The following is a 17,377-nucleotide window of genomic DNA, read 5'->3' on the forward strand; positions in this document are numbered from 1 at the left end:
CCCCCCCCGGGTGGTTGGTTTTGTGGTTGGTGTTTGGGTGGGGGGCGTGGCGGGCCTCCCCGGGGGGGGGCCCGCCCCCCCCCCCCCGGGTGGGGGCGCTGCCCCCACGCCCCCGAGGTATTTATGCCAAGATGAAAGGGATCGGGGATCAGCGTGGCAGGGCGGCGGCGGCGCGGGCGAGGCTTTCGATCCGGGCCCAATCACCGGATTCGACCGCGTCTTTGGGTGCCACCCAGGAGCCACCGGCGCAGATCACATTGGGCAGGGCGAGGTAGTCACGGGCGTTGTCAGGCGTGATGCCGCCGGTGGGGCAAAAGGCAATCTGCGGGATCGGCGCGCCGATGGCTTTGAGCGCGGGTGCGCCGCCCGAGGCCTCGGCCGGGAAAAACTTGAGCATGCAATAGCCGCGTTCCAGCAGGGCCATGGCCTCGGACGCGGTGGCGGCACCGGGCAGCAGCGGCAGATCTTCATCCTCGCAGGCTTGCAGCAAGGTTTTGGTGGCCCCCGGTGAGACGCCGAAACGGGCCCCGGCGGCTTTGGCGGCGCGCATATCGGCAGGGGTGAGCAGCGTGCCGGCCCCCACGATGGCACCCGGCACCTGCGCCATTTCGCGGATCACATCAAGCGCGGCCGGCGTGCGCAGGGTGACCTCGAGCGCGGGCAGGCCGCCGGCGATGAGTGCCGCGGCCAGCGGGCGGGCATGGGCGGTATCGGCGACCACCAGAACCGGGATGATGGGGGCGAGAGCGGCAATGCGGCGGATCTCGGACGAGGCGGTTTGCGGGGTCATTATATTGGTCCTCAAGGTTTGCGAGGGGCCGGGATCGGGGCCTCCGGCGGGGATATTTGGAGGCGCAAAGAAAGCAAAGAAAGCATATGTTGCGCGGGGGCACGGAAGCGGGCTTAGTTGACGCAGCAGGCTCCTGATGTGGCGGGGCCGGCGGCTTTGCGGAAGAGGTCGAACATTTCACGCCCGAGGCCATGGCTGTTGGCGGAGAGGTCGGGGGTTGCGGCGGCGCGATCGCTGACGCCTTCGGTCAGCACATCGAGCCTGCCATTTGCGGCATCGACGCGGATGATGTCACCGTCCTGCAATCTGGCGATCAGCCCGCCATCGAGCGCTTCGGGGGCGACATGGATGGCGGCGGGCACTTTGCCCGAGGCCCCCGACATGCGCCCATCGGTGACCAGCGCGACCTTGTGGCCGCGATCTTGCAGCACCGACAGCACCGGCGTCAGGCTGTGCAGTTCCGGCATGCCATTGGCCCTTGGCCCCTGAAAGCGGACCACGACGACCACGTCGCGGTTGAGATCACCGGCGCGGAAGGCCGCCTTGACGGCGTGTTGATCGTGGAAGATGGCGGCGGGGGCCTCAACCAGGTGACGATCGGGTGCCACGGCCGAGACCTTCATGATGCCGGTGCCGAGATTGCCTGTCAGCTCCGTCAGACCGCCGGTGGCGGCGAAGGGATCGGCGGCGGGGCGCAGGATCCTGGTATTCAGCGAGGCCCCTGCCCCATCGCTCCAGACCAGTTTGCCATCTTGCAGTTTCGGCTCCTGGCGGTAGCGCGCCAGCCCGGCACCGGCGATGGTCAGCGTGTCGGCGTGCAACAGCCCGGCATCGAGCAATTCGCCGATCATGTAGCCCAGGCCACCGGCGGCGTGGAAATGGTTCACATCGGCCAGGCCATTGGGATAGACCCGGGCCAGAAGCGGCACGGCGGCGGAAATATCGGCAAAATCGGCAGGCTCCAGCATGATCCCGGCGGCGCGCGCCATGGCCGGCAGATGCAGCACCAGATTGGTCGAGCCGCCGGTGGCCATCAGCCCGACAATGCCGTTCACGAAAGCCTTTTCATCCAGCAGCTCGCCGGCGGGCCGAAACTCATTGCCGAGTGCGGTGATATCCAGCGCCCGGTCGGTCGCCGCCACCGTCAGCGCGTCGCGCAGCGGCGTGCCCGGGTTCACGAAACTGCTGCCCGGCAAATGCAGCCCCATGAACTCCATCAGCATCTGGTTGGTATTGGCGGTGCCGTAGAAAGTGCAGGTGCCGGGGCCGTGATAGGAGGCCATTTCGGCGGCCATCAATTCCTCGCGGCCAATCTCGCCGGTGGCAAATTTTTGCCGCACCTTGGATTTTTCATCATTGGGCAGGCCGGAAATCATTGGCCCGGCGGGCACGAACACGGCCGGGATATGGCCGAATGTGGCGGCTGCGATGATCAGCCCCGGCACGATCTTGTCGCAGACCCCGAGATAGATCGCGGCATCAAAGCAGTTATGCGAAAGCGCCACGCCCGCCGCCAGCGCAATGACATCGCGCGAAAACAGGCTCAGCTCCATCCCCGGCTGGCCCTGCGTCACGCCATCGCACATCGCGGGCACCCCGCCGGCGACCTGTGCCGTGGCCCCGCGCGCACGCGCCGCCGCCTTGATTTGTGCCGGGTAGGTCTCGAACGGCTGATGCGCGCTGAGCATGTCATTATAGGCGGTGATAATGCCGATATTGGGGCTGCGCCCCGCCGCCAGCCCGGCCTGATCGGGCCCGGCGGCGGCAAAGGCATGCGCCTGGTTGCCGCAGCTGAGATGCGCGCGCGTGGGGCCTTTGGTCACCGCCGCCTGCATCCGGTCGAGATAGAGCGACCGCGTGGCGGCGGAGCGGGCGATGATCCGATCGGTGACGGCGGCGATTCGGGGGTCGATTGGCATGGTGGTGCTTTCGATGAAGTCTTCAGCCGGATCTATACACCGTTAGCGCTAACAGCGCCAGCCCTTATTGACCCGTCACAGCGTCGTGCCGACCAGCCAGCCGATGCCCCAGGTCGCGACCATGGCCAGGATGCCCCAGATGACGACGCGGATGCTGGCCTTGAGCCTGGGCGCGCCACCGGCCTGCGCGCCAAGTGCGCCCAAAGCGGCCAGGGCCAGAACGGTGACAAGGCCGACCGACCAGATCAGGCCGCCGAGCGGGGCCAGGGCGGTGACGAGCAGCGGCGCGGCGGCGCCCAGGGCAAAGGTCAGCGCCGAGACCACCGCGGCCTGCACCGGGGCCGGCGGCGACAGATCGGTGATGCCGATCTCGTCGCGCAGATGGGCCCCGAGCGCATCGTTTTCGGTCAGTTCATGGGCGACCTGATCGGCCAGATCGGTGCTGAGCCCGCGTTCGCGGTAGATCGCGGCCAGTTCGGCAAGCTCGCCCTCGGGGTTGTTGATCAGCTCATCGCGTTCGCGGGCCATATCGGCAGCCTCGGTATCGGCCTGGCTGGAGACCGAGACATATTCGCCCGCCGCCATGCTCATCGCGCCCGCCACCATGCCCGCGATGCCCGCCAGAAGGATGGCAACCCGATCGCCGCCGCCCGCCGCGACCCCGACAATCAGCGAGGCGATGGACAGGATGCCGTCATTTGCCCCCATCACGGCGGCACGCAACCAGCCGGAGCGGTTGGAACGGTGGGGTTCGTCATGGGCTCTGAGGTGATCAAACATCGCTTACCAATATTTTGCCGGGATTGAAGAGGTTGAACGGGTCGATACCGCGTTTGACGGCGACCATCATCTCGATCGCGCCTTCGCCCAGTTCGCGGATCAGATAGGGGGCCTTGCCCTGTCCGATGCCATGTTCGCCGGTGCAGGTGCCGCCCATGGAGATGGCCAGATCGTTCAGCCAGGAGACGAATTGCTGTGCATTTGCCACCTCGCTCGGGTCATCCATCATGACCAGCGGCAGGGTGTGGAAATTGCCATCGCCGACATGGCCGACAACGGGGGCGATCAGGCCAAGCTCAGCCGCTTTTGCCTGCGCGCGGGCGACGCATGTCGCCAGTTGGCTGACCGGCACGCAGCAATCGGTGGAAATGCCCCTGGCCCCGGGGCGCAGCGCCAGCGAGGCCCAATAGGCATCATGGCGCGCCGCCCAGAGCCGGGTGCGGTCCTCGGGCCTGGTGGTAAAGGTGAAGGCGAGGCTGTCATGATCGGCGGCGATACCGCCAAAACTTTCGGCCTGTTCCTTGACGGACGCATCGGAGCCGTGAAATTCCAACAGCAAAAGCGGCGCCTCGGGCAGGTCCAGCCTTGAATAGGCATTGACGCCCTTGACCGTGAGCGCGTCGAGCAGTTCGATCCTGGCCACGGGAATGCCCATCTGGATGGTCATGATGACGGCGTTGCAGGCGGCCTCGACGGTCGGGAAACTGCAGGTGGCCGCCGAGATCGCCTCGGGGATGCCGTGCAGTTTCAGGGTCAGTTCGGTGATCAGGCCAAGCGTGCCCTCGGAGCCGACCAGCAGCCGGGTCAGATCATATCCGGCGGCGGTCTTGCGGGCGCGGGTGGCGGTTTTCACGATCTCGCCCGAGGGCAGCACCGCCTTCAGCGCCAGCACGTTTTGCGACATGGTGCCATAGCGCACCGCAGTGGTGCCCGAGGCCGATGTCGCGGCCATGCCGCCAAGCGTGGCATTGGCCCCGGGATCGACCGGAAAGAACAGGCCGGTATCGCGCAGATAGCTGTTCAGCCCGTCGCGGGTGAGCCCGGGTTCGATCACCACATCCATATCTTCGGCATTGACCTGCAAGACCGCGTCCATGCGCGAAAAATCGACGCTGATGCCGCCTGCGGGCGCGTTGACATGGCCTTCCAGCGAAGTGCCGGCACCATAGGGGATGATCGGAACGCGATGCGTGGCGCAAAGGCGCACGATCTCCTGCACCTCCTGGGTGGAGGTGACAAAGGCGACCCCGTCGGGGGGCTGGTTCTCGATCCAGGTGGTGGTGTGGCCATGTTGGTCACGGATCGCCTGTCCGGTGTCGAACCGATCGCCGAAGCGCTGCTTCAAAAGCTCCAGAACGGTTTTGATGCCGTCCTCGTTGCGCGGCAGATACATCAGCTCGGACATGTCCGCATCCCTTGTTGTTCAGCACCCCGCCCAAGCCTATGCGGGCTTGCTCGAGGGTGCAATGGTGCGGTTTCATCGCGGGGGGGGGCGCGCAAAGGAGCGGAAAGCTTGCGTCAAGGATGGTAACCGGAAACTTCAGCTCTGACAGGGTGCGTTAACCTTTCGGCAAGGAAGCCCGACATAGGGTCGGCCCCGCGGGGGCAGGTTCATCAACCGATATCCGCGACCAAGGCCCTCGTCGCATCGCACCCAAATCATGCGGCGGGGGCCGACCGCCACGCGACCTGTGATCCGGCCCCATGATCCGGACCGCTCAGCTTTCATCTTGGCAAAAATACCTCCGCCGGAGGCCCCGCCTTGCGCCCAGCGCAGCGCTGCTATTCGGCCGCCTCAGAGGCCGCCTCGATCACGGCGGCGCGGGCTTCGACCTCTTGCACGATATGATCGACCATGCCGTCATTGGCCAGTTTATGGGCCTGTTTGCCATCGAGATAGATCATGCCCGACCCGGCCCCGCCGCCGGTGAAACCGACATCGGTCATCAGCGCCTCGCCCGGGCCGTTGACGACGCAGCCGATGATCGAAAGGCTCATCGGGGTTTTGATATGGGCGAGCTTTTCCTCGAGGATTTCAACGGTTTTGATCACATCGAACCCCTGCCGGGCGCAGGACGGGCAGGAGATGATACTGACGCCACGATGACGCAGCCCGAGCGCTTTCAGGATCTCGTATCCGACCTTGACCTCCTCGACCGGATCAGCCGACAGGCTGACGCGCAGGGTATCGCCGATACCCATCCAGAGCAGATTGCCAAGCCCGATGGCCGATTTCACGGTGCCGGTGGTCAGCCCGCCGGCCTCGGTGATGCCCAGATGTATTGGCGCATCCGTGGCCTCGGCCAGGCCCTGATAGGCGGCCGCCGCCATGAACACATCGGATGCTTTCACGCTGATCTTGAATTCGTGAAAATCATGGTCTTGCAGGATCCGGATATGGCTCAGCCCGCTTTCGATCATCGCATCGGGGCAGGGTTCGCCGTATTTTTCCAGCAGATGGCGCTCCAACGAGCCGGCATTGACACCGATGCGAATGGAACAGCCATGATCGCGGGCGGCATTGACCACTTCGCGCACCCGGGTTGCATCACCGATATTGCCGGGATTGATGCGCAGGCAGGCGGCCCCGGCCTCGGCCGCCTCGATGGCGCGCTTGTAGTGGAAATGGATATCGGCCACGATCGGCACCGGGCTTTGCGCCACGATTTCTTTCAGCGCCGTCGCGCTGGCCGCATCGGGCACGGATATCCGCACGATATCGGCCCCGGCATCGGCGCAGGCCTGCACCTGGGCGATGGTCGCGGCAATATCGGTGGTTGCGGTATTGGTCATGGTCTGAACGGTGATCGGCGCGCCGCCGCCCACGGGCACCGGGCCGACATGGATACGGCGGCTGTCGCGGCGGTCGATATTGCGCCAGGGGCGGATCGGGTTATGGGACATTGAATCGGTTCCGGGTGGCTGCGGCATCTGCCCCGCTGCACTTAATCGGTCGCAGGCCGGTCGGCAATGCGGCGCCTTAGTTGGCGTCGGGCGTATCGTCGGACAGGATCAGTGAGGCCACGCGTGGCAGATCGGGATCGGCACTGGCATCGGCCATCACGTAGCTGTCGCTGAGCGCATCCGCCGTCAGCACCACATCGCGCGCGATGGAGGCCCCGGGACCCGAGGGGCCAAGCGTCACGCCATTGACGGCGAAATAGAGCGAGCCGGCATTGCCGGCGCGCAGCACCGGCCGATCGGCCCCATCGGGCACGATATAGGTGTCGCCGGTATTCAGCGTGCCCTCGAACAACACGGTGCCCGCGGCGGAAGTGACCCGGATCCAGGACGGGCGCACGGCAAAGAGAATGACCTCATCGCGGATCGGATCGGCGGTGACCTGGACGCCGGAGGCAAGCTGGAAACCGCCATCCTCGACCACTTCGGCAATGGCAAGGGCGGTGGCCGGTGCAATGGCGGGGCGCGACGGCGTGGAGGCGCTGGCAAACCGGCCCACGGCATCGGGGTCGAGCGTGGCAATGGCCTGATCGCGCGGCGTCAGAACCGGGACATCGAGCGCCTGCGGCCGGTAGAGCCGGTCGATCGGATCATATCCCGGCACGATCGGCGTGGTCGCATCGGGCAGATCGCCACCGGTCCGGTTGCGGCTGGCACCGGCAAGCGGATCAAGGCTGACCACGGTTGCGGGTGCTTCCTGGACCGGCACGAACTGCACCCGCTGGATATCGGTCAATACCGACCAGGCCCCATAGCCCAGACCCACAACCAGCGCGATCAGCACCGCAGCCGAGCCGAGCGCGCCCGCTTCGATATGCGAAAACAGGCTGTCGCGGCGCGGTGCAAAGGTTACCCGCGCCGATTTCATCACATCATTGGGGTTCATGATATGCGCCGGCGCATCGCCAAAGCTGCGTTTGACATTTTTCGCCTGCAAGGCAGAGGTGCCGTGAACCCCGGTAAAGCCGGATTCGGCGGAAAACCGGCGATAGCACCATTCCGGGTCCATCCCCAGATAGCGCGCATAGGACCGGACATAGCCCGCGACAAAGCCCTGGGTGGCAAAGACCGACAGGTCGGCGTTTTCGATGGCGGCGACATGCGCGGCCTTGATCTTCAGTTCGCGTTCGACATCGAGCAGCGATTTGCCAAGCGTGGCGCGTTCGCCGCGCATGAGATCACCCAGGGACACGTCAAAATCATCGGCTGGCTCAGCCGACGCCCCGTTATCGTTGCTGTCTTGCCTGTTCATGCCCCTGCAGTCCCGCCCGCGAAATGGTCGATATTATGATGATTTGCCGATCTGCCGACCGTGTTTCCCCCGAACCCGGCCCTGATTCCCCAGATATGGCCGCGTTCATAGATGTTTAACACATTATACAGATGTATTGCACCCGCAGAAGCGCGCTCAGGCGCTCAGATCGGCACGATTCAGCGCACAGTGGTTCCACAGCGCGTCCATCGCGCGGACAAGCGCGTCCATCATCCTGGGATCATGCACCGGCGAGGGCGTGAAGCGCAGCCGTTCGGTGCCGCGCGGCACGGTGGGGTAATTGATCGGCTGCGCATAGATGCCGTAATCGGCCAGCAGCATATCCGAGATCTCTTTGGTATGGACCGGATCGCCGACGATCACCGGCACGATATGCGAGCCATGATCGATGATCGGCAGGCCCATGCCCTTGAGCCGAAGTTTCAGCGTGCGGGCGCGCTCCTGATGCAGATCGCGCAGGGCCTGATCGGTTTTCAGATGCCGCACGGAAGCGGCGGCCCCGGCGGCCACGGCGGGCGGCAGCGAGGTGGTGAAGATGAAGCCCGGCGCATAAGATCTTATGGCATCGACCATATTCGCCGAGGCCGTGATAAAGCCGCCCATCACGCCATAGGCCTTGGCCAGCGTTCCGTTGATGATGTCGATCCGGTCCAGCAGCCCATCGCGTTCGGCAATGCCGCCGCCGCGCGGGCCATACATGCCGACGGCATGGACCTCATCAAGATAGGTCAGCGCGCCGAATTCATCGGCCAGGTCGCAGATCTCGGCGATCGGGCCGAAATCACCATCCATCGAATAGATCGATTCGAAGGCGATCAGCTTGGGCGCGGCGGGATCATCGGCCGCCAGCAGCGCGCGCAGGTGATCCAGGTCATTATGGCGGAACACGCGTTTGGCCCCGCCATTGCGGCGCACGCCTTCGATCATCGAGGCATGGTTCAGCGCATCGGAATAGATGATCAGGCCGGGAAACAGTTTCGGCAGGGTGCTGAGCGTGGCGTCATTGGCGATATAGGCCGAGGTAAAGAGCAGCGCCGCCTGTTTGTGGTGCAGATCGGCCAGCTCGGCCTCCAACGCCTTGTGATAGACCGTGGTGCCCGAGATGTTGCGGGTGCCGCCCGAACCTGCGCCGGCATTATTCAGGGCCTTTTGCATCGCGGCCAGAACCACCGGGTGCTGGCCCATGCCGAGATAATCATTGCCGCACCAGACGGTGATGTCCTGCTTGCTGCCATCGGGCCGGGTCCAGACCGCATGCGGGAAATGGCCGCGGCGGCGTTCGATATCAATGAACGTGCGGTAGCGGCCCTCCTGATGCAGGCGATTGAGGGCAGTGTCGAGCGCGGCATCGTAATTCACTGGGTCGTCTCCTGCTTCGGGCCGGATCGTGAGCGGCCCGAAGGGCGCGGCTGGATATGGCGGATCGGAGCGGTTGCGATTGCCCCGACCGATATGTGATTAGGCCCTTGGGCCGGTCTGCTGCAAGTTACAATTTGCCGCGCCCGCAACAATGACATGGATCAAGGGGGCCTGTCTTGCCTCAATTTCTCACAACTGCGCGACAATCGGTCTGGCCGCAATCGGCCAGCGCGGCCGCCTCACCCACGCCCATGCCCCAATTGCCGGTGCTGTCGGAGATCGCCATCACGCGCCCGCGCCCGATGCGGCGAAAGTCGCGGCGCAGCGCGGCGCTGGCCTCGGAATTGAGCTGCAGGGCGCGGCCCGGCTGCCAGCCTTCGGGGCGGATCACCAGAACCACCACGCATTCGGCCGCGTCGGCAACGGCGGTATCGGCGGTATCGGCGGCATCGGCTGTATCATCAGCCCCTTCGGCATCGACGCGCGCCGCATTGCAGGCGGCAAGTGCGGCGATGCGGGCATTGTCTTCATCATGGTAGTTTGCCGCCGCGATGGTGGCCGGCGAGGCCAGCCCCAGATCGGGTGCGATGGCCACGGCGGCGTAGTATCTCTGGGTCTGCACCAATTGTTCGAGAATCGCCAGATCGCTGGCGGACAGGCTGGGATGCGGGATCACCTCGCCCTCTACCGCGCCGCGCTGTGCGAAGACCAGCCGCCTTGCCTCGCGCAGGTTTGGCAGATCCTGAGCCAGGGCGGGGGCCGCGATGGCCAAGGTGGTCAGGGCGAAAATGGCCATGCGGATGGGGTTGAAAACAGACATCAATGAAACTCCGTGGCAGCGGCGGGCGGATTTACGCGACCGGGCTGGAATACAAGACCTGCAAGGCGGCGGCAATATCGACAACGCGAATGTGAGGGCCGGGAGGATTGCGGCGGGGGTTTGCGCCTGTATTGGGCAGGTTGCGGGGCGGCGCGGGTTCGCTTCATGGCGATGTCCGCGCCCGGGGTGAGGCTTGGATTGAGGTATTTTGGCCAAGATGAAACTGGCAAGGGCGGGGCGGCTCTGGACGGGGGGGGGTGCTGCGGATCCCCTCGATCTCGACCGATCCGGCCCATGCCGGCGATTGGCTGGTCGCGGAGCTGACATCGCTTGGCTTTGACGCCTCGAAACGCCAGACGCAAGGCCATCCGATGGTGGTGGCGCATTCGGCAGGTGCCGGGCCGCATGTGTTGTTCTACGGCCATTACGATGTGCAGCCGGTCGATTGGCGAGGAGAGGCGGGCCGGTCGGGGCTGGAGATGATCTGGTCGCGTCCGACGGCTGAGATCAATGGTATCGCGGGCGGCTATAGCGGGGCCGGGTTCAAGACCGTGTTGCCCGCGCGCGCCACCGCCAAGGTCAGTTTCCGGCTGGTCGAGGGCCAGGATCCGGCGGCGGTGAGTGCCCGTTTCCGGGCCTGGGTCCGGGCGCGGATGCCGGCCGATTGCACGGTGGAATTTGGCGAGCTTGGCGGCAATCATGGACACGCGCCACCCGGCCTTCGAGAAGGCGCGCGCGGCGCTGTCGCAGGAATGGCCCCGGCCTGCGGCCTATATCGGCTGTGGCGGGTCGATCCCGATTGCGGCCTATTTCAAGGAGATTTTGGGCATGGATGCGCTGTTGGCAGGCTTTGGCAAGGATGATGACGGGCTGCATTCGCCGAATGAGAAATATGACCTGGAGAGCTTTCACAAGGGGATCCGGTCCTGGGCGCGGGTTCTGGATGCGCTGATGCGGTGAGAGGTAACGTTTCTGCCGATGCGTTACTTCGAGGACGCGGGGGGTGCAGCCTCCGCTTTCGGCGGCCTGCGCCGCCTGGCCGGGCAATGGGCGGGGAAATTTGACGCGCAAAGAAGCTGTGCTAGGTCTGGCGGCCCGGGCCGCGCCAGAACCGGGTCATCATCATCAGCGCCGCCAGGCTGAGACCGATGACCAGGCCAAGCCAGACGCCATTGCCGCCAAGCCCGACCTTGAAGCCCAGGTAATAGGCGGCGGGCAGGCCCACGACCCAATAGGCCAGCATCGCCTGGATCATCGGCGTGCGGGTATCCTGCACGCCGCGCAGCAGGCCAAGCGCCAGCACCTGCGCCGCATCGGCCAGTTGAAACAGCGCGCCGACCGCCAGAAAGCCGGTCGCCAGCGCCAGGATTGCGGCCAGCGCCGGGTCGGTCGGATCGACAAAGAGGCGGATCATCGGGCCGGGGATCAGGAGGAAGGCAAGGATGGTCATGGCCACCATGATGCCCGATAAAAAGCAGGCCGCCAGCGCGCCCTGGCGCAGCGCGCCATGATCGCCCCGGCCGATCGCATTGCCGGCGCGCACGGTCGCCGCGGAAGCGATGCCGATATGGACCATGAAGGTGATCGACGTGATTTGCAGCGCAATGGAATGGGCCGCCAGCGGCACCTCTCCGATCCAGCCCAGCATGACCGAACTGGCGGCAAAGAGACCGACCTCGGCCAGCATGGTCAGGCCGATCGGCCAGCCGAGGCGAAAGACCTGGGCTGCGGCTTCCGGGTCGGCGCGCCAGATCCGGGCAAACAGCGCATAGCCGCGCATGCCGCGCCCGAAGGCGGCATAGAGCGCCAGCATCAGCGCCATGGCGAAATTGGTCGAGACCGAGGCGAAAGCCGCGCCGCGCAGGCCAAGTTCGGGCGCGCCGAAATTGCCGAAGATCAGCACCCAGTTGACGGCCACATTCACCAGCGCCCCGGCAATGGTGACCCAGAGCAGCACCCGGGCCCGATCGAGCGCGCTGAGATGGCTGGCCAGCACCATGACCAAAAGCGCCGCCGGCATCGACCAGCCCACGATCCGCAGATAATCCTGCACATTGGCCGCGACCTGGGTTTCCTGACCCAGAGCCAGAAAGACCGGGCCGGAGAACCAGAACAGCGGCAAGGTGGCGACCGCGAAGAGGGTCGAGATCCAGATCCCCATGCGCGTGGCCCGGCGGACCTGGATGGTGTCCCCCCTGGCGGTGGCGGCAGCGACCAGCGGCATCACCGCCTTGCCGAACCCCGAGCCGAGCAGAAACAGCACGAAGAAGAACATGCTGGCCAGCCCCACGGCGGCAAGCTCGCTGATGCCATACCAGCCCAGCATGACCGTATCGGTCAGCCCGATCGATATCTGCGCCAGATGGCTGCCAACCAGTGGCAGGGCCAGGGCCCAGGTCTGGCGCAGATGGTGGGAAAAACGGTTCATCGCCAAGCGCTACAGTGCCGTGGCAGCGCTGCCAAGTCCGGAATTCTTGCCCTGCTGCGGCACCGGCCCGACGGCATCGTTTCCAAATTGGAACCGCATTGTCGCAACAAAATATGGCTTTTACGCCATAATCGCGCCATATTCAGGGGCGATATATGCGGCTCGTGGAAATCCCAGCAAAGGCGCAACAATTGTGTCCAATTTTCGTCAATTTCTGAGCAGCGAGAGCGGTGCGATCACCGTTGACTGGGTCGTGCTGACGGCTGCGGTGACGGGTATGGCGCTGGCCGCGACGGCCGTGGTGGAAGACGGGATTGCCAATCTGGCCTCGGAGCTTGAGGCGCAATTGCGCACGCAACAGGTGTCGGACGCGTTTGTGCAGTTCAGATCGTCGGATTTCAACGCCCTTTATGATCTCGGAATGGTCACCGAGGCCAATGCCGAGATCTATTTCGGCATCGCCAATGAGATGACCAATGCCGAGATCCTGAGCGCGCTGGAGACTGGGCTGCTGCAATTCAATGACGGCACTCTGACCGATGCCGAGATCGCCGAGCTGGTTGCCGTGGCCTCGGTCGCGGTCCAGCGCAATATCATCAGCGCCGAGACTGTCGGCGAGATCCTGGTCATCTGACCCGCGTGGAATGCTCTGCCCCTGCCTGGGGGAAGAGACAGCAGGAACGGCGCGCCTCACCCCTCGGTGGCGCGCCGTTTTACCGTGTGGCGCTTGGGTCCTGACCCTAACCTCCGCGCCGCTGGTCGGGATGCAGGGATGCGCCCAGGATATGTTCGGCGGCATGGACCACATGGCTGGCCCGCCCGGTGATCAGCGGATCAGGGGGCTGCGCGACGGCATGGTCCTTGTCGGGGTAATCCAGCGTTGACAGGAAATGGCGCATGGTGTTCAGCCGGGCGCGTTTCTTGTCATTGGATTTGACGATGGTCCAGGGCGCATCGGCGGTGTCGGTGTAGAAGAACATCGCCTCTTTCGCTTCGGTGTAATCGTCCCATTTATCGAGGCTGGCCTTGTCGATGGGTGACAGTTTCCAGCGTTTCAGCGGATCGGTGGCGCGCGAGTCAAAGCGGCGTTTCTGTTCTTCCTGGGTGACCGAGAACCAGTATTTATAGAGCTGGATCCCCGAGCGCGTCAGCATCCGTTCCAGTTCCGGCGTCTGGCGCATGAATTCGAGATACTGGGTCGGCTCGCAAAAGCCCATCACCCGTTCGACACCGGCGCGATTATACCAGGACCGGTCATAGAACACCATTTCACCGGCGGTTGGCAGGTGGTCGATATAGCGCTGGAAAAACCATTGCCCGCGTTCGCGATCACTGGGCTTGTTCAGGGCCACGACCCGGGCAAAGCGCGGGTTGAGATGTTCGGTGAAGCGTTTGATGGTGCCGCCCTTGCCGGCGGCATCGCGGCCCTCGAACAGCAACACAAATTTCTGCCCGGTTTCCTGCGCCCAATGCTGGACCTTGAGAAGCTCGGCCTGCAACTGGGCCTTTTCCGCCTCGTATTCGCGCCGACCCAGTTTTGTCTGATAGGGGTAGTTGCCGGTCTCAAACCCGTGCCGGATGGCGTCGGGCGTCACGGTGGGAAAGTCCGGAGTTGTCGTTCTGGCCTCGGTGCTGACGGGTCCGTTGGTCTTGTCGGGTGCGGGGGGGCCGGTTTCGTTCATGCAGGGTCTCCTGTTGCGATATATTCCGGGCGATACTGTCATGCCGGCACAGCTGCTGTCCTTGATCGGCATCAATATGTCTTTGATATTCCGTGCAATATGGCCGCCATGTCCCTGCCCTGCCTCGCAAACCGGGCGCGGGCCCCTGTCGCGCCCCCCGATCGGCGGCCGCGATTGGTTGGCACCTGTCTTTCCCTCTCGCACTCTTTCGCGCTCTCTCGCACCCGCCGGCCTGCGCGAGACGGGTGCCAGAGAGATCATGCAAACCGCTGGAAATGGACGGTTGGCGCTTTTTGCGCTATGATCCGGACGAAGGAGAAACCTCATGACTTGCCGTGTTGTGTTCCTCATGGCCCTTGCCGGTATCATTCAATTTGGCACCATATCGCCGCTTGCGGCCCAGAAACTGCCCGACATTCCTGTGGTGACAGACACCAAGCCCGCAAATTCCCCGCCACCGGACCCTGCCCCGCCCCCTGCCCCCACCGCTGCCCCGGCCCCGGCCGATCCCCCGGCGGTGCCAGACGTGGTCGCCGGCGCGCCCGGCGACAGCCCCATCGGTGCCGCATTGGCCAGCCTGGGCGGCCGGTTCGAGCCTGGCGAGACCGAGGAGTTCAGCGCGCTTTTGGCCGATCTGCCCGCCGGCGTGACCGGTGCCACGCTGGGCCATCTGCTGTATGGTCGGCGCCATTTCGACCGCGCGGCCTGGTTCTTTGGCTATGATTCCACGCTGGAGCCCGACGATCCGGCCTCACTGAACAATTTCGCGGTGATGTTGCTGCAAACCTATGAAAACGACCCCGAGGGCAGCGATCCGGCCTGGCTTGATGCGGCCTATTTCACCGCCGCCCGGGCCGCCGAACTGGCCCCTGACCGCGCCGCGATCCAGAACAATCTGGGCAATGCCGCGCGCGCGACAGGCCGCTTGCAGGAGGCCATCGCCGCGGGCGAACGGGCCACGGAATTTGCCGCCGATGAGGCGCTTTACTGGACCAATCTTGCCCGTTCGCGCAGTGCTGCGGGTGATGTCGAAGGCGCGGCACGGGCGCTGGCGCGGGCCCATCTGCTGGACCCCAACGGGCCTGCGCTGCGCGTTACCGCCGCCGCCCTGCCCGGCGTCGCCGCGCCCTATCTTCGGCAGTTGCAAAACCAGTGCAGTGTCGATTTCGGCTGCGCAAATATCTGCCCGGGCGGGATTATCGGCGGGCTGATGCGGGTCACCTGCGAGATGGAAAGCGCTTCAGCGCTGTTGGCTTGCCGGGCCGGGCAGCCCTATCCCACCAGCTATAATTGTCAGGAGGAGTTCCCCGAATATGGCATTCTGATTCCGGGCCTCAATTCGGGCTTTTCAATCAGTGTTCCGGGTTTTTCGCTGCATGTTCTGGTAGATGGGGATGGCACCGTGCGGCTGCGCGGCGAGGGCGGTATCAACCGCGGCCGCCTTGGCGTCTATGTCGGGGCCGATGGCAGCTTTTCACCCAGCAATGGAGCCAGTTTCGATGAGTATCGCGGCGGCGTGCGGCTCAATATCCTGCCCGGTGCGGCCGGCGGCACCGGCTCCGCCGATACCAGCGCCGCTGCCTGGGGCCACCCGCCCGCCCAGATCGAGGTTCAGGGTTCTGGCAGCGAGCCCGTCATCATTGGCGTCGAGGCCTATAATGCCGGCCTGATCTCAGGCTGAAAGCGGGGCGCGGGGGGCAATCGGCCTATTCCCTCTGCCCCAAATCTGCTCTAATGTGGCGGGCAAAACACAATATAGAGCAGAACTGATGGCCGATGATCTTCTTTCCCCGGTAACGGATGTCGGGGGCTATGACGCATCCTCGATCGAGGTGCTGGAGGGGCTGGAACCCGTCCGCAAACGCCCCGGCATGTATATTGGCGGCACCGATGAGCGCGCGTTGCATCATCTGGTGGCTGAAGTGCTGGACAATTCGATGGATGAGGCCGTGGCCGGGCATGCCAGCCGCATCGAGGTGGAGCTGCACGCCGATCATTCCGTCACCATCCGCGATAATGGCCGTGGTATTCCGGTCGATCCGCACCCGAAATTCCCCGGTAAATCGGCGTTGGAGGTGATCTTGTGCACGCTGCATTCGGGCGGCAAGTTTTCCGGCGATACCTATGAGACCTCGGGCGGGTTGCATGGTGTCGGCGTGTCGGTGGTCAATGCGCTGTCGGATCATCTGCGCGTTGAAGTGGCCCGCAACCGCGAGCTGTTCGCGCAGGAATTTTCGCGCGGGATTCCGCAAGGCCCGGTGCAGGCGGTGGGCCCGGCCCCCAACCGGCGTGGCACATCGGTGACCTTTCATGCCGATGAGCAGATATTCGGGCATCACCGGTTCAAACCGGCCCGGATGCTGAAGATGGTGCGCTCAAAGGCCTATCTGTTTTCCGGCGTCGAGATTCGCTGGAAATCGGCAATTGATGATGGCGAGACGCCGCGCGAGGCCAGTTTCCACTTTCCCGGCGGGCTGTCGGATTATCTGCGCGAAACGCTGGGGGGGGCCTCGACCTATGCCGATGCGCCCTTTGCCGGCACCGTGGGGTTCAAGGAGCGCTTCAACACGCCGGGCAAGGTCGAATGGGCGATCAACTGGACGCCGTCGCGCGACGGGTTCCTGCAATCTTACTGCAACACCGTGCCGACGCCCGAGGGCGGCACCCATGAGGCCGGGTTCTGGACCGCGATCCTGAAGGGGATCCGGGCCTATGGCGAGCTGGTCGGCAACCGCAAGGCGGCGCAGATTACCCGCGACGATCTGCTGACGGGGGGCTGCGCGCTGGTCTCGTGTTTCATCCGCGAGCCTGAATTTGTCGGCCAGACCAAGGACCGGCTGGCCACCGCCGAGGCCGCGCGGCTGGTCGAGGGCGCGGTGCGCGACCATTTCGACAATTGGCTGGCCTCCGATACCAAGCCGGCGGGCGCGATCCTTGATTTTCTGGTGCTGCGGGACGAGGAACGGCTGCGCAGGCGGCAGGAAAAAGAGACCGCGCGCAAATCGGCCACCAAACGGCTGCGCCTGCCCGGCAAGCTGGTCGATTGTTCCAACTCGGCCCGCGACGGGACGGAATTGTTCATCGTGGAAGGCGACAGCGCCGGCGGCTCGGCCAAGATGGCGCGCAATCGCAAGACCCAGGCGCTGTTGCCCCTGCGCGGCAAGATCCTGAATGTTCTGGGCGCGGCCTCGAACAAGATGAACCAGAACGCCGAGATCTCGGACCTGTGTCAGGCGATGGGCGTCGGCATGGGGGCCAAGTTTTCGATCGACGATCTGCGCTATGAAAAAATCATCATCATGACCGATGCCGATGTCGACGGGGCCCATATCTCGGCGCTGTTGATGACGTTCTTCTTTACGCAG

Annotated in this window: 13 protein-coding genes and 1 pseudogene; 4 read left to right on the forward strand and 10 right to left on the reverse strand. The window is 64.6% G+C overall.

Annotated elements, in window-relative coordinates; translation table 11 throughout:
• Positions 1-148 precede the first annotated feature (148 nt).
• The 8 genes from eda to ACW8PS_RS09265 form a co-directional block, all read right to left on the reverse strand.
• Complete coding sequence (gene eda / locus ACW8PS_RS09230) at positions 149-790, reverse strand: bifunctional 4-hydroxy-2-oxoglutarate aldolase/2-dehydro-3-deoxy-phosphogluconate aldolase (protein WP_491527076.1); 642 nt, start codon at positions 788-790, stop codon at positions 149-151.
• Positions 791-903: 113 nt separating this feature from the next.
• Positions 904-2,709, reverse strand: a complete 1,806-nt coding sequence (gene edd / locus ACW8PS_RS09235; protein WP_491527077.1) for a phosphogluconate dehydratase — start codon at positions 2,707-2,709, stop codon at positions 904-906.
• Positions 2,710-2,784: 75 nt separating this feature from the next.
• The gene (locus ACW8PS_RS09240) at positions 2,785-3,489 is read right to left on the reverse strand and encodes a VIT1/CCC1 transporter family protein (protein WP_491527078.1); all 705 of its coding nucleotides are present in this window, start codon (positions 3,487-3,489) and stop codon (positions 2,785-2,787) included.
• Positions 3,482-4,894, reverse strand: coding sequence for an FAD-binding oxidoreductase (locus ACW8PS_RS09245; RefSeq protein ID WP_491527079.1), 1,413 nt, complete (start codon positions 4,892-4,894; stop codon positions 3,482-3,484). Before ACW8PS_RS09245 ends, ACW8PS_RS09240 begins: the two co-directional genes overlap by 8 nt.
• A 377-nt stretch (positions 4,895-5,271) precedes the next feature.
• The gene (ispG, locus tag ACW8PS_RS09250) at positions 5,272-6,393 is read right to left on the reverse strand and encodes a flavodoxin-dependent (E)-4-hydroxy-3-methylbut-2-enyl-diphosphate synthase (RefSeq protein WP_491527080.1); all 1,122 of its coding nucleotides are present in this window, start codon (positions 6,391-6,393) and stop codon (positions 5,272-5,274) included.
• A 76-nt stretch (positions 6,394-6,469) separates the two neighbouring features.
• Positions 6,470-7,702, reverse strand: coding sequence for a helix-turn-helix domain-containing protein (locus ACW8PS_RS09255; RefSeq protein WP_491527081.1), 1,233 nt, complete (start codon positions 7,700-7,702; stop codon positions 6,470-6,472).
• Positions 7,703-7,858: 156 nt separating this feature from the next.
• Positions 7,859-9,082, reverse strand: a complete 1,224-nt coding sequence (hemA, locus tag ACW8PS_RS09260) for a 5-aminolevulinate synthase (RefSeq protein WP_491527082.1) — start codon at positions 9,080-9,082, stop codon at positions 7,859-7,861.
• Positions 9,083-9,263: 181 nt separating this feature from the next.
• The gene (locus tag ACW8PS_RS09265; RefSeq protein ID WP_491527083.1) at positions 9,264-9,902 is read right to left on the reverse strand and encodes a 5-aminolevulic acid synthase; all 639 of its coding nucleotides are present in this window, start codon (positions 9,900-9,902) and stop codon (positions 9,264-9,266) included.
• Between the two features lie 257 nt (positions 9,903-10,159).
• On the opposite strand from ACW8PS_RS09265, the pseudogene ACW8PS_RS09270 reads away from it, so the two are divergent.
• Positions 10,160-10,862, forward strand: a pseudogene (locus tag ACW8PS_RS09270) (M20/M25/M40 family metallo-hydrolase); the annotation flags it as partial.
• 121 nt (positions 10,863-10,983) lie between these two features.
• On the opposite strand, the gene ACW8PS_RS09275 reads toward ACW8PS_RS09270, so the two are convergent.
• Entirely contained in the window at positions 10,984-12,330 is a 1,347-nt protein-coding gene (locus ACW8PS_RS09275; protein ID WP_491527084.1) for an MATE family efflux transporter, read from the reverse strand.
• A 193-nt stretch (positions 12,331-12,523) separates the two neighbouring features.
• Here ACW8PS_RS09275 and ACW8PS_RS09280 point away from each other — a divergent pair, with 193 nt between their 5' ends.
• Positions 12,524-12,964 carry a hypothetical protein gene (locus ACW8PS_RS09280; RefSeq protein WP_491527085.1) on the forward strand — a complete coding sequence of 147 codons (441 nt, stop codon included), beginning with the start codon at positions 12,524-12,526 and terminating at the stop codon, positions 12,962-12,964.
• Positions 12,965-13,070: 106 nt separating this feature from the next.
• On the opposite strand, the gene ppk2 is transcribed toward ACW8PS_RS09280, so the two are convergent.
• Positions 13,071-14,012, reverse strand: coding sequence for a polyphosphate kinase 2 (gene ppk2, locus ACW8PS_RS09285; RefSeq protein ID WP_491527086.1), 942 nt, complete (start codon positions 14,010-14,012; stop codon positions 13,071-13,073).
• Between the two features lie 325 nt (positions 14,013-14,337).
• Here ppk2 and ACW8PS_RS09290 point away from each other — a divergent pair, with 325 nt between their 5' ends.
• The gene (locus ACW8PS_RS09290) at positions 14,338-15,693 is read left to right on the forward strand and encodes a hypothetical protein (RefSeq protein ID WP_491527088.1); all 1,356 of its coding nucleotides are present in this window, start codon (positions 14,338-14,340) and stop codon (positions 15,691-15,693) included.
• Between the two features lie 88 nt (positions 15,694-15,781).
• A partial coding sequence (locus tag ACW8PS_RS09295; protein WP_491527089.1) for a DNA gyrase/topoisomerase IV subunit B occupies positions 15,782-17,377 on the forward strand: 1,596 nt, incomplete at its 3' end.

The sequence above is a fragment of the Alterinioella sp. genome, assembly GCF_058343375.1.